This is a genomic window from Streptomyces verrucosisporus (assembly GCF_017114865.1).
Classification (GTDB): Bacteria; Actinomycetota; Actinomycetes; order Streptomycetales; family Streptomycetaceae; genus Streptomyces; species Streptomyces fenghuangensis.
On sequence record NZ_JADEYH010000008.1, the window covers coordinates 72,173 to 85,141 of the forward strand.

The window sequence follows — 12,969 nt, forward strand, 5'->3', positions numbered from 1 at the left end:
CACCCGGATGGCGGACCGGGCGCCCCGGTAGTCTGACGCGGTTGCCGATCGCCGACCCAGTTCAGCGGAGACCGTGACTACCACGACCACGTCCCACCACCTCTCGCCCGCGTTCCCCGGCCGCGCCCCCTGGGGCACGGCGGGCAAGCTGCGCGCCTGGCAGCAGGCCGCGATGGACTCGTACCTCGAGAAGCAGCCGCGCGACTTCCTCGCCGTCGCGACCCCGGGAGCCGGAAAGACCACCTTCGCCCTCACCCTGGCCTCCTGGCTGCTGCACCACCACGTCGTGCAGCAGGTGACGGTCGTCGCGCCGACCGAGCACCTGAAGAAACAGTGGGCCGAGGCGGCGGCGAGAGTGGGCATCAGACTGGACCCGGAGTACAGCGCGGGCCCGCTTGGCCGGGAGTACCACGGGGTGGCGGTGACGTACGCGGGCGTCGGGGTGCGCCCGATGCTGCACCGCAACCGCTGCGAGCAGCGCAAGACGCTGGTCATCCTGGACGAGATCCACCACGCCGGCGACACCCGCTCCTGGGGCGAGGCGTGTTTCGAGGCGTTCGAGCCCGCCACCCGCCGCCTGGCCCTGACCGGCACGCCCTTCCGCTCGGACACCAACCCCATCCCGTTCGTCGCCTACGCCGAGGACGGCGAGGGGATCCGCCGCTCGGTGGCCGACTACACCTACGGCTACGGCAAGGCGCTCGCCGACGGCGTCGTGCGTCCGGTGATCTTCCTGTCCTACAGCGGCAACATGCGCTGGCGCAGCAAGGCGGGTGACGAGCTGGAGGCCAGGCTCGGCGAGCCGATGACCAAGGACGCCGTCTCCCAGGCCTGGCGCACCGCGCTCGACCCACGCGGCGACTGGATGCCCAGCGTGCTGCGCGCGGCCGACACCCGGCTGTCGGAGGTCCGCAAGGCGATCCCGGACGCGGGCGGGCTGGTGATCGCCGCCGACCAGGACTCGGCGCGCGCCTACGCCAAGCTGATCCGCGAGATCACCGGCAGCGCCGCGACCGTCGTGCTCTCCGACGACGCCGGGGCGTCCGGGAGGATCGAGGAGTTCAGCGGTTCCGACGACCGCTGGATGGTGGCGGTGCGCATGGTGTCCGAGGGCGTGGACGTCCCCCGCCTGGCGGTCGGGGTCTACGCCACGACGATTTCCACACCGCTGTTCTTCGCCCAGGCCGTCGGCCGCTTCGTGCGCTCCCGGCGGCGCGGCGAGACGGCGTCGGTCTTCCTGCCGACCATCCCCATGCTGCTGGGCTTCGCGCACGAGATGGAGGTCGAGCGCGACCACGTCCTGGACAAGCCCAGGAAGGGCGGGGAGGACGCTGACCCGTACGCGGAGGAGGCCGACCTCCTGAAGGAGGCCGAGCGGCAGCAGGACGAGGACACCGGCGAGCAGGACCAACTGCCCTTCGAGGCGCTGGAGTCGGACGCGGTCTTCGACCGGGTGATGTACGACGGCGCCGAGTTCGGGATGCAGGCCCACCCCGGCAGCGAGGAGGAGCAGGACTACCTGGGAATCCCCGGGCTGCTGGAGCCGGACCAGGTGCAGCTGCTGCTCCAGAAGCGGCAGGCGCGGCAGATCGCGCACAGCCGCCGCAAGCCGGACGCCGAGGCCGACCTGCTGGAGACGCCCGCCGAGAAGCGTCCGGTGGTCACGCACAAGGAGATGCTGGAGATGCGCCGGCAGCTCAACTCGCTGGTCGGCGCGTACTCCCACCAGAGCGGCAAACCGCACGGCGTGGTCCACACCGAGCTGCGCCGGGTCTGCGGCGGACCGCCCACCGCCGAGGCGACGGCCGGGCAGCTCCAGCAGCGGATCGCCAAGGTGCGGGAGTGGGCCACCCGGATGCGGTGACGCCGGCGGGCCACGGACAAGGGGGACGAGGGCGAGGGGCGAGGCGCCAGGGGCGCCAGGGGCGCGGGAACGATCGGGTCCGCGCCCTTCCGTACCACCTGCGCACCCCGCACCGCCCGGTGGACGCCACGAGCGCGGCCGTGTGCGTCCGTGCGCCGCGCGCACGGACGTGGGAGCGCGTTCAGGTCCGCGCCGGGCCGCTGTGACCTGCTGCTGTACGCAATGCGGATAAACCATGCCAGCCGCGCCCGGATTCTGGACAGAGTCTTCCGGACGGCGGACGGGATCGCTAGGTTTCGCGTCACGCACACGCCCCGTGGCAGCGCCGCCTCGGAGCGCAGCCGGTGCGGCCCGCCAAGCGACCGGCGGCTCGCCGGGGACAGCGCGCGCGCCGCCGACGGGACCGGCGGCGCATCTCCCGGGGCGAGCCGTCGGCACACAACCGAGGAGGGGGCGTCGTGACCGCGGAGACATCTCAGACGCTCGACCGGGGACTGCGCGTCCTCAAACTGCTCGCCGACACCGACCACGGCCTGACCGTCACCGAGCTCTCCAGCAAGCTCGGGGTCAACCGGACGGTCGTCTACCGCCTGCTCGCCACACTGGAGCAGCACTCCCTGGTGCGCCGGGACCTGGGCGGCCGGGCCCGCGTCGGGCTCGGGGTGCTGCGGCTGGGACGGCAGGTCCACCCGCTGGTGCGCGAGGCGGCCCTGCCGGCGCTGCGGGCGCTGGCCGAGGACGTGGGCGCCACCGCGCACCTGACGCTGGTCGACGGCAACGAGGCACTGGCCGTCGCCGTCGTCGAGCCGACCTGGACCGACTACCACGTCGCCTACCGCACCGGCTTCCGCCACCCGCTCGACAAGGGCGCGGCGGGACGCGCGATCCTCGCCGGCCGCCGCCCGGACCGGGATCTGGAGGACGGCTACGTCCTGACCCGCGGTGAGCTGGAGGCCGGGGCCTGCGGCGCCGCCGCACCGCTGCTGGGGGTCAGCGGCATCGAGGGCAGCGTCGGCGTGGTGATGCTGTCGGAGTCGGTGCCGCAGAAGGTGGGGCCCCGCGTGGTGCAGGCGGCGCGGGAGGTCGCCGACTTCCTCCGCTAGCGCCCGGCCCCGGGGCGCCGGAACCGCCCGGCCGCGCCGCCCGGCCGACGCACGCGGAGCGGAGGTGAACTAGATTCGCCTCCATGCCGGCTCTGTCCTCCCGTACCCAGGCCCTCGCGATCTGCGGGACGCTCGTCGCGGCGCTGTTCGCGGTCGCCGCGCTTCTCCCGCTGCCGTTCTCGGTCGCCCAGCCCGGGGTCACCGCGGACGTCCTGGGCGAGTACCGGGGCAGGCAGGTCATCACCGTCGACGGGGCCGGGGACCCCGGCGGCGGCGACCCCGGGGCGGACGGGTCGGAGGGGCGGCTGCTGGCGACCACCATCGCGGCCACGGCGCCGGACACGACCGTGCGGCTGGCCGATGTGGTGGACGCCTGGTTCGACACCGACCGCGCGGTGATGCCGCGCGACTCGGTCTACCCGGTCGGCGACGACGCCGAGGAGATCGAGGAGCACACCACCGCCCAGATGGAGCAGTCGCAGGCGGAGGCGGTGACGGCCGCGCTGCGCCAACTGGGCATGTCCGATGACGAGGTGGAGGTGGAGCTGCGGCTCGCGGACGTCGGCGGCCCCAGCGCCGGGCTGGTGTTCGCACTCGGAGTCGTCGACGAGATCGACGACGGCGACCTCACCGGCGGCCGTACGATCGCCGGCACCGGCACCATCACCGCACGCGGCGAGGTCGGGCCGGTCGGCGGCGTCCCGCTCAAGACCCAGGCGGCGGCGCGCGACGGCGCCACCGTCTTCCTGGTCCCCGAGGCGGAGTGCGACGAAGCGCGGACCGAACTCCCCGAGGACCTGCGCCTGGTGCCCGTCACCACCCTGGAGGGCGCGCTGAACGCGCTGAGGGCGCTGCGGGACGGCGGCCGCGTACCGGGCTGCTGAGGGCCGGGGAGCCGGCGCGAAGCCCGGTGTTCCTGCACTCGCCCGCCCGGATCCCCGAGGCCGTCACCGTGGGCGCCACCGGCTGCTCCTGCGGTCGGAGACCGACGGGGCGTCGTCCCCCCGCGGGGCGGGGGGCGGTTTGGCGGCGGGATCGGGCGCTGCTTGGATACCGGCCATGAGTCACCCGACGCCCCCGCCTCCCCACACAGCCCCGCCCGGTCCCCCCGGGCCGTACGCGTACGCGCCCCCGCCGCTGCCGGGTCCGCCGCCGGAGCTGGTGGCCCCGCTGGGCAGGCGCTTCCTGGCGAAGCTGGTGGACGCACTGGTCATGGCGGCGATCGTGGCCGCGATCACCGTGCCGTGCGCCATGCACCTGGACACCGGTCCCGAGGGCGTGACGGAGGGGCTGGCGATCACCGGCATCGTCTTCTCGCTCCTGTTCGCCTTCCTCCTCTACGACCCCGCCCTCACCGCCACCGGCGGCACCGTGGGGAAGCGGCTGTGCGGGTTGAAGGTGGCACGCATCGAGACCGGCGAGCAGGTGGGCTTCGGGGCCGCGCTGGGACGCCATCTGATGGCGAGGCTGATCAACAACGCGATGTGCGTGCCGCTCGCCTACCTGTGGTGCACCTGGGACAGGCCTTTCCAGCAGGGGCTGCACGACAAGATCGTGCGCACCGTGGTGGTCCGTACCGGATGACGGGTCCGGCGGCGGAGCGCGGTGCCGCGCCCCAAGACGGGCCGCGGCCCCGCCGTCAGGGAGGCGGGGCCGCGGGGACGTGCGCGTGCCGCGCGCGGCACGGGGAGCGGGAAGCGACGGTTCAGAGGTTGCCGCGCCGCTCCTGCTCGCGCTCGATGGCCTCGAACAGGGCCTTGAAGTTGCCCTTGCCGAAGCCCATGGAGCCGTGGCGCTCGATCATCTCGAAGAACACCGTCGGACGGTCCTGGACCGGCTTGGTGAAGATCTGCAGCAGGTAGCCGTCCTCGTCGCGGTCGGCGAGGATCTTCAGCTCGCGCAGCTCCTCGATCGGCACCCGGGTCTCGCCGACCCACTCGCCCAGGGTGTCGTAGTAGGAGTCGGGGGTGTCCAGGAACTCCACACCGGCGGCGCGCATGGCCCGCACGGTGGCGACGATGTCGTTGGTGGCGAGCGCGATGTGCTGCACGCCCGGGCCGCCGTAGAACTCCAGGTACTCGTCGATCTGCGACTTCTTCTTCGCGATCGCGGGCTCGTTGAGCGGGAACTTCACCTTGCGCTTCCCGTCGGCCACGACCTTGGACATCAGCGCGGAGTACTCGGTGGCGATGTCGTCGCCCACGAACTCCTTCATGTTGGTGAAGCCCATGACCTTGTTGTAGAAGGCCACCCACTCGTCCATCTTCCCCAGCTCGACGTTGCCGACGCAGTGGTCGATGGCCTGGAAGAAGCGGGGGCCGGGCTCGGTCATCGGCTTCGCCGCGGTGAAACCGGGCAGGTAGGGGCCGTCGTAACCGGAGCGTTCCACCAGGGTGTGGCGGGTCTTGCCGTAGGTGGCGATGGCGGCCAGCACGACGGTGCCGTGCTCGTCCTTCACCTCGTGGGGCTCCTCCAGGCCGGTGGCGCCGTGCTCGATCGCGTAGGCGTACGCGGCCCGCGCGTCCGGTACCTCGATGGCCAGGTCGATCACGCCGTCGCCGTGCGCGGCGACATGCTCGGCGAGGAACCGGCCGCGCTCGGTGACCGGCTTGATGACTGACGTGAGGACGAAGCGGGCGGAGCCCGACTCCAGGACGTAGGAGGCGGTCTCGCGGCTGCCGTTCTCGGGGCCGGAGTAGGCCACGAGCTTCATGCCGAAGGCCGTGGAGTAGTAGTGCGCGGCCTGCTTGGCGTTGCCCACGGCGAAGACGACCGCGTCCATCCCCTTCACCGGGAAGGGATCGGCCTGCCGGGCGGTGCTGGGGGTGTTGTGCATGGTCTCAGTCATGGCCGCAGGCTCCCGCTGTTCCACAAGATGCGCAATAGTTCCTGCCAAGACTGAGCAATCTGTACAGTGACATCCCCATCATTCCAGGCGATCTGTACAGGATGACCACCAGGGAGGCAGGCCATGGGCATCGACGAGCTGGACGGCCGGCTGCTGGAGCTGCTCGCCGCCGAGCCGCGCATCGGAGTGCTGGAGGCCTCCCGCCGCCTGGGGGTGGCCCGGGGGACCGTGCAGGCGCGGCTGGACCGGCTGCAGGGCGGCGGGGTGATCCGCGGCTTCGGGCCCGACGTCGATCCCGCGGCCATCGGCTACCCGGTCACCGCCTTCGCCACGCTGGAGATCCGGCAGGGACAGGGCCGCGATGTACGGGCGCATCTGGCGACCGTCCCGGAGGTGCTGGAGCTGCACACCATCACCGGCCGCGGCGACATGCTCTGCCGTCTGGTGGCCCGATCCAACGCCGATCTCCAGCGGGTGATCGACAAGGTGGTCGGGTTCGAGGGCATCGTGCGGGCCTCCACGGCCATCGTCATGGAGAACCCGGTGCCGCTGCGGATCGTCCCGCTGGTGCGCCAGGCGGCCAGGGACGCCGGACGGCCCGTGTCCTGACGCGCTGTCGTCGAACCGGGGCACGCCGAGGAGGCGGGAGGGGCTCCGGTGTCGCTGGATGGGGGTGGGGTGGCCGATGGCCGGGGCGAGGGGCGTCCCGTCTCTGGTAGATGTTGGAGCCAGCGCTTCCCGGCCCGAGCCGCCGGACGGGGAGCGGCACACGCCACAGCGACGGCCGAGCAGATACGGGACCGGACACATGAGCGCCCCTCCGTCAGCATCCGCCAACGGCAGCCCGGGCCCGGGCTACTACCCCGATCCGTCCATTCCGGGATACATCCGCTACTGGAACGGCGCCGCCTGGGTGCCGGGAACGAGCCGCCCCGAGCCCCGGGAGGGCGAACCGGTGCCCGCCGCGCCCCCGGGGGTGGCGGCGCAGGCCCCGGGGGCGCCCCCCGCCCCCGGCTCCCGGGCACCGGCCGAGTCCCCGCAGGAGGAGACGGGACCGGTCTTCCTGGACGAGGAGGAGGGGGCTGACGCCGGGAGCCGGGCCGGCGTCCCCGCGCCCGCTCCGGGCGACTCCCTGCCGCAGCTGCGCGGGCGCGGCGAGGTGGAGATCCGCCCGGGGGAGCGGGCGGCCGCCTGGAGGGACCCCTCCCGGCCGCACGGCGGACCCGAGCCCGCGTCCGCCTGGCAGGCCGACGCCGCCCGGCAGGCGGGCCTCGACGGGGAGCGGGACGGCCGCGTCTCCTGGGGCACGGGCGTTCCGGGCGGTCCGAGTGAGGGTGCGGCCGCACCGGCGCTGGGCGCGGGCCGTGCTCCGCAGGCGCTGGGACCGGGCCCGGTCCCGGATCCGCGAGGCGGCCCCGGCCACGCCGACGGTGCCGGGCCGGTGGACGGCGGGAACGCGCAGCCGCGCGACGACGGCACCGTGCGGATGCGGCCCGTACGCCCCGAGGGCACCGCCCCGGCGGCGGGCGGACGGCCCGTCAGGCCCGGTGACACCGTGGGGCTGCGGCGTACGCAGGCGTCCGGAGCGGGAGCCGCGCCCGTACCGGCGCCGGGCGCGTCCTCCGCGCCCGTGCCGGCGGCGCCCGCGCCGGCGTCACCTGCGCCCGTGCCCGCCGATCCGGCGGGCCCCGCCGCTCCCGTCACGCCCGCGGGCCCCGCCTCCGGGCAGCCCTCCTGGACGCGGCAGGTGCACGAACTGGCCCAGCGCGCCCCCGCGTCCGGCGGCCCGGCCCCCGCACCGCACGCGTCCGCACCGCACGCCTCCGCCCCCGCCGTACCGCAGCAGCAGTCGCAGGCCGGGCGGCCCGGCGGCGCCCCGGAGCAGGTCGTGCCCTGGCGCCCTCCGGTCGACGACCCCTTCCTGCGGGCCGCCCAGCGGCAGGCCCGCCCCGCCGGGCTCGGACGCCGGCTGGGCGCCAGGCTGGTGGACGGCGTCCTCACCGCGGCGGTGGCCGCGGCGGTGGCACTCCCGTTCGCCGGCCCCAGCACCGAGCACTTCCGCGAGCAGGTGGAGGCGGCCGAACAGGCCGGTGAGACGAGGCAGATCTGGCTGGTCGACGGCACCACCGGGGTCTACCTGGCGATCGTGCTCGGCGCCCTGCTGGTGTTCGGCCTCCTCTACGAGGTGCTGCCCACCGCCCGGTGGGGACGCACGCTCGGCAAGAAGCTGTTCGGCGTCCGGGTGCTCGACATCGAGGAGCAGGAGGCCCCCTCCTTCGGCGCCGCGCTGCGCCGCTGGCTGGTGTACGGGCTGCTGGCGCCGCTGGGCGTCGGCGTGGTGAACGTCCTGTGGTGCCTGTTCGACCGGCCGTGGCGGCAGTGCTGGCACGACAAGGCGGCGCGCACCTTCGTGGCGCGCGGCACCGAGGAGTCCGGCCCGCCCGGATGACGCCCGGGGCCGAAGCGCCCGAAGTCCCCCGAACGGCCCGCCCCTGATGCGCGGTACGCCCCGGCGCGGTCGACTCGGAGCATGAGAACGCGAGGGCCGTGCCGGATGCGGAGGCCGCACCGCTCCGAGGAGGGCGGTGCGGGCGGAACGCCCGGCGGGGAAGACGGCCGTACGGCCGGTGCGCGCGGCCCGGCGGCCCGCGCCCCTGCCGGATCAGCGGCGCGAGGAGGTCTCCGCCAGGCGCCGGCCGCCGTCGGCGCTCTCCGCGCCGCGCTGCGCGGGCACCGCGCCGGCCACCGGGCGCGGGGCCCCTGAGGGGCGGCGGCCGGGCACCCTGACCGCGACGAGCAGCCCGAGCGCGAGTGCCGCACTCGCGATGACCGCGATCCCGGCTCCCGAACGTGCCTGCGACACCAGCAGCATGGCGAGAGCCGAGAGGATGACGGTGGCCGAACCGTAGGCGAGCTGTGCGGGATTCGGACGCGGCATGACGGAATCCGTCCTCCGGGATCGGTGGTTGACCGGGGGCGAGGCCGCCGGACGGCGAACGTGGTCCGTCGAACGACTCTACGATGCCGGATGCCCGTACACAGCCGCGGGTAAGCGCGAACTGACCCGCCGCCACCGACACGCCGATGCACAGGGGGCGCACGGAGTCACGCCGTGGCCGTACCGCCATTGGCCACTACCGTCCGGTCTCCGGACTCCGTAACTGGCTGGTCGGACAACGTACTTGTGTGGCGTGTTCAAATCAAGGGCTGTTTTTTCGGCCGCCGCTCATGTCGAATGCCTCCACACGTGTGCACACACGTGCCATGGCCATGCATGGGGAGGGCAATACCTAGTGAAGAGCCAACGGAGGACGATCAGATCCGCCGCACTGGCCACGACGGTCGCCGTCATAGGGGCGACCTTTCTGACCGCCGGCACCGCCTACGCCCACGAGGGCACCGCACCCGACGGCCGTGACCCGGCCGCCGCGGAGCACGGCGACCACGCCAAGGACGGGCACAAGCACGGCAAGGACAAGGACGGCAAGCACGTCGACCACGACCTGCCCGGCCCGCTCACCAAGAAGCAGCGCTCCCAGCGCCTCGCGGCCCTCGAGCGGCTCGCCTCCGGCCAGAAGCCCGTGACCAAGAACGGCTCCAAGGTCATGAAGCTCGGCGACGACAAGTACGTCGAGATGGAGCAGACCAAGACCGACAAGATCTTCACCATCCTCATCGAGTTCGGTGACAAGATCGACCCGCAGTACGGCGGCACCCCCGGTCCACTGCACAACCAGATCGCCGAGCCCGACCGCGAGCAGAACAACACCACGCTGTGGAAGGAGGACTTCAGCCAGGAGCACTTCGAGGAGATCTACTTCGGGGAGGGCGAGGGCTCGCTCAAGACGTACTACGAGACCCAGTCCTCCGGTAAGTACTCCGTCGACGGCATGGTCTCCGACTGGGTCAAGGTCGACTACAACGAGGCCCGCTACGGCAACAACGCCTGTGGTCAGAGCACCTGCAACACCGTCTGGGACGCCGTCCGCGACGGTGTGAACCAGTGGGTGGCCGACCAGAAGGCCGCCGGCAGCACCACCGAGGAGATCAAGGCCCAGCTGGCCGAGTACGACCAGTGGGACCGCTACGACTTCGACGGTGACGGCAACTTCAACGAGCCCGACGGCTACCTGGACCACTTCCAGTTCGTCCACGCCGGCGAGGACGAGTCGGCCGGCGGCGGCGCGCAGGGCGAGGACGCCATCTGGGCCCACCGCTGGTACGCCTACGGCACCGACTACGGCAGGACCGGTCCCGAGTTCAACAGGGCCGGCGGCACCGAGATCGGCGACACCGGCATCTGGGTCGGCGACTACACCGTGCAGCCCGAGAACGGCGGCCTGGGCGTCTTCGCCCACGAGTACGGCCACGACCTCGGCCTGCCGGACCTGTACGACACCGCCGGCGGCGAGAACTCCACGGGTTTCTGGAGCCTGATGTCGTCCGGTTCCTGGCTGAACAACGGCACCGACGCCATCGGCGACTGGGCCGGCGAGATGACCGCCTGGGACAAGCTGTCCCTGGGCTGGCTGGACTACGAGACGGCCAAGGCCGCCACCAGGTCCACCCACAAGCTGGGTGTCTCGGCCTACCAGGGCAAGAACCCGCAGGCGCTGATCGTGGAGCTCCCCGAGAAGGAGGTCACGACCGAGGTCGTCGAGCCCGCGGCGGGCGAGAAGCAGTGGTGGAGCGGCAGCGGTGACGACCTGCGCAACTCCCTGACCCGTAGCGTCGACCTGACCGGAGCCTCCTCCGCGTCGCTCGACCTCAAGGGCTGGTGGGAGATCGAGGCCGGTTACGACTACCTCTACACCCAGGTCTCCACCGACGGCGGCGCCACCTGGGCCGCCCTGGACGGCACCCGCAACGGCGAGCCGCTCGGCGAGGACGCCTCCGGCGCCCCCGCCCTCGACGGCTTCTCCGGCGGCTGGGAGGACCTCTCCTTCCCGCTGGACGCCTACGCCGGCAAGAAGATCGACCTCCGCTTCCACTACCGCACCGACGGCGGTGTGGCGGAGAAGGGCTTCACCGCCGACGAGATCACCATCACCGCCGACGGCCAGGCGATCGTCACCGACGGCGCCGAGGGCGACGACAACGGCTGGACGGCGAGCGGCTTCTCCCGCATCGGGGCGTCGTTCTCCAACCTCTACCCGCAGTTCTACATCGCCGAGAACCGTCAGTACGTCTCGTACGACAAGACGCTGAAGACCGGCCCGTACAACTTCGGCTGGCAGGACACCCGCCCGGACTGGGTCGAGCGCTACCCGTACCAGAAGGGCCTGCTGATCTGGCTGTGGGACACCTCGCAGCTGGACAACAACACCAGCGCCCACCCGGGTGAGGGCCTGGTCCTCCCGATCGACGCCCACCCCAAGGCCGAGAAGTGGGCCGACGGGACGCTGATGCGCAACCGCATCCAGTCGTACGACTCCACCTTCAGCTGGTACCCGACGCGCGGCATGACCCTGCACAAGAACGGCGAGGCCACCAAGGTCCGCTGGAAGCTGGGCAAGCCGTACTTCGACGACCACAGGGGTACGTACTGGGACGAGTCCAACCCGACCGCGAGTGTGAAGGTGCCCGACACCAACACCCGCATCTCGATCCTCCACCAGCCGCTCAACGGCAAGTCGATGATCGTCCGGGTCGGTCCTTCCACCAGGTGACACCCGCGTGACGCCTCGATGATGCCGCGTTCGCGCAGGTCATCGCGGTAAGGCAGTGAACGGTCGGCCGCCGTCCCCTAGCGGGCGGCGGCCGATCGTGCTGAGAATGCGCGTACCGCCCGAGGGTGGGGCGCCGTTGTTGACGTGGTGTATAACGGGGGAGTGGTGAAGATGGCAGGCGGCGGCTGGACCAGGCTGCCGGACGGCAGCGTGGTCGTGGCGCTCTCCGTGCCCCGGCCGGGGCACGCGGGGCAGCGTGCCCGCTTCCTGGTCCACGCGGCCAACCGCGCCCGCGCCCTGACCCGGCTGAGGAACCTCGGCCTGCGCGCGGTCTACCTGCGCGGCAACACCGAGCCGCCCACCCCCGACGAGATCAGCGCGGTACTGCACCACCCCGACGGCCTGGTATGGCGCCCGGCCCCGCAGCACGGGGCCGCCGAAGCCGACGCCGTCGGCGCGCAGGCCGGCGAGGGGGCGCATGCGGAGGGCGGCTTCTGGCGGCCCATAGGCGCTCTGCGCCGCGCCGCGGCGGGCTGAGCGGCCCGCGTAAGGGCCGGGCCGCCCGCCCGGCCCGGTGAGCCGGGTACGCGACGGGTTTGCCGCGAGTGGCTTCGGCCGCCCTGCGGCCCGCTCACCGCCGCCTGCCGTCTGCGGGGCCGCGCCCCCGGGCGCCGGCTCCCACCCTCCCCGGCAGGCGGAACCCTTCGGCCGGAACGCCGTGCCGCCGGGCCGACCACGCCCCGGCGCGGTGCCGAGGCGGGCCCTTCCAGGGCGGGAGCGCCGCGGGCGCCCGCAGGGGCGGAGGCCTCCGGCCCTCGCCGGAACGCCCCCGGCCCCCGCCGTGACGCCGTGACGCCGGGCTCAGGCGGCGCGGACCACGGGCTCGCCCGACAGCTCCACACCCGCTCCGCGCATCTCCTCCAGCGCCAGCTCGGTGGTCGGCGCCGCCACCCCGGCCGTCATACCGAGCAGCACCCGGGTGCGGAAGCCCTCGCGGGCCGCGTCCAGCGCGGTCGCGCGCACGCAGTGGTCGGTGGCGATGCCCACCACGTCCACCTCCGTCACATCACGGGAGCGCAGCCAGTCGGCGAGCGGGGTGCCGTTCTCGTCCTGCCCCTCGAAGCCGCTGTAGGCGGCGGCGTACGCGCCCTTGTCGAAGACCGCGTCGATCGAGCCGGAGGCGACGGCCGGGGCGAAGTTCGGGTGGAAGCCCACGCCCTCGGTCCCGGCCACGCAGTGCGCGGGCCAGGAGTGGCGGAAGTCGGGGTGGTCGGAGAAGTGGTCGCCGGGGGAGACGTGGTGGTCGCGGGTGGCCACCACGTGGCGGTATCCGGCGGTGCTCTGCCCGACGAGGTCGGTGATGGCCGCGGCCACGTCGGCACCCCCCGCCACCGCGAGGCTGCCGCCCTCACAGAAGTCGTTCTGGACGTCTACGACGATCAGGGCCCGGTGCATGGTGCACACCTTTCGGCTGGAGTGGCTGTG

Annotated in this window: 11 protein-coding genes; 8 read left to right on the forward strand and 3 right to left on the reverse strand. The window is 73.1% G+C overall.

Going from position 1 to position 12,969, the window contains the following annotated elements; genetic code table 11:
• Window positions 1-73: 73 nt before the first annotated feature.
• The 4 genes from IQ279_RS11715 to IQ279_RS11730 all read left to right on the forward strand — a co-directional run bounded on the left by IQ279_RS11715 (window position 74) and on the right by IQ279_RS11730 (window position 4,551).
• Window positions 74-1,864: a DEAD/DEAH box helicase gene (locus tag IQ279_RS11715; RefSeq protein WP_206348345.1), complete on the forward strand. Its 1,791-nt coding sequence runs from the start codon at window positions 74-76 to the stop codon at window positions 1,862-1,864.
• 458 nt (window positions 1,865-2,322) lie between these two features.
• The gene (locus IQ279_RS11720; protein ID WP_206348346.1) at window positions 2,323-2,967 is read left to right on the forward strand and encodes an IclR family transcriptional regulator; all 645 of its coding nucleotides are present in this window, start codon (window positions 2,323-2,325) and stop codon (window positions 2,965-2,967) included.
• Window positions 2,968-3,050: 83 nt separating this feature from the next.
• Window positions 3,051-3,851 carry a S16 family serine protease gene (locus IQ279_RS11725; protein WP_206348347.1) on the forward strand — a complete coding sequence of 267 codons (801 nt, stop codon included), beginning with the start codon at window positions 3,051-3,053 and terminating at the stop codon, window positions 3,849-3,851.
• 175 nt (window positions 3,852-4,026) lie between these two features.
• Window positions 4,027-4,551 (forward strand): RDD family protein, encoded by a 525-nt coding sequence (locus IQ279_RS11730; RefSeq protein WP_206348348.1) that lies wholly within the window; start codon window positions 4,027-4,029, stop codon window positions 4,549-4,551.
• A gap of 121 nt (window positions 4,552-4,672) precedes the next feature.
• Here the strand turns inward: IQ279_RS11730 and hppD are convergent, their stop codons facing one another.
• The gene (gene hppD / locus IQ279_RS11735) at window positions 4,673-5,815 is read right to left on the reverse strand and encodes a 4-hydroxyphenylpyruvate dioxygenase (RefSeq protein WP_206348349.1); all 1,143 of its coding nucleotides are present in this window, start codon (window positions 5,813-5,815) and stop codon (window positions 4,673-4,675) included.
• A 123-nt stretch (window positions 5,816-5,938) separates the two neighbouring features.
• On the opposite strand from hppD, the gene IQ279_RS11740 reads away from it, so the two are divergent.
• Together IQ279_RS11740 and IQ279_RS11745 are read left to right on the forward strand one after the other, a co-directional pair.
• Window positions 5,939-6,424 (forward strand): Lrp/AsnC family transcriptional regulator, encoded by a 486-nt coding sequence (locus IQ279_RS11740; protein ID WP_206348350.1) that lies wholly within the window; start codon window positions 5,939-5,941, stop codon window positions 6,422-6,424.
• Between the two features lie 199 nt (window positions 6,425-6,623).
• A complete protein-coding gene (locus tag IQ279_RS11745) occupies window positions 6,624-8,264 on the forward strand; it encodes an RDD family protein (protein WP_206348351.1) in 1,641 nt (546 codons plus the stop codon).
• Window positions 8,265-8,477: 213 nt separating this feature from the next.
• Here the strand turns inward: IQ279_RS11745 and IQ279_RS11750 are convergent, their stop codons facing one another.
• Window positions 8,478-8,753: a hypothetical protein gene (locus IQ279_RS11750; protein ID WP_206348352.1), complete on the reverse strand. Its 276-nt coding sequence runs from the start codon at window positions 8,751-8,753 to the stop codon at window positions 8,478-8,480.
• Window positions 8,754-9,108: 355 nt separating this feature from the next.
• On the opposite strand from IQ279_RS11750, the gene IQ279_RS11755 reads away from it, so the two are divergent.
• Window positions 9,109-11,484 carry an immune inhibitor A domain-containing protein gene (locus IQ279_RS11755; RefSeq protein ID WP_206348353.1) on the forward strand — a complete coding sequence of 792 codons (2,376 nt, stop codon included), beginning with the start codon at window positions 9,109-9,111 and terminating at the stop codon, window positions 11,482-11,484.
• A gap of 171 nt (window positions 11,485-11,655) precedes the next feature.
• Window positions 11,656-12,021 (forward strand): hypothetical protein, encoded by a 366-nt coding sequence (locus IQ279_RS11760; RefSeq protein WP_206348443.1) that lies wholly within the window; start codon window positions 11,656-11,658, stop codon window positions 12,019-12,021.
• A gap of 324 nt (window positions 12,022-12,345) precedes the next feature.
• On the opposite strand, the gene IQ279_RS11765 is transcribed toward IQ279_RS11760, so the two are convergent.
• Complete coding sequence (locus IQ279_RS11765; RefSeq protein ID WP_206348354.1) at window positions 12,346-12,939, reverse strand: isochorismatase family protein; 594 nt, start codon at window positions 12,937-12,939, stop codon at window positions 12,346-12,348.
• Window positions 12,940-12,969 lie beyond the last annotated feature (30 nt).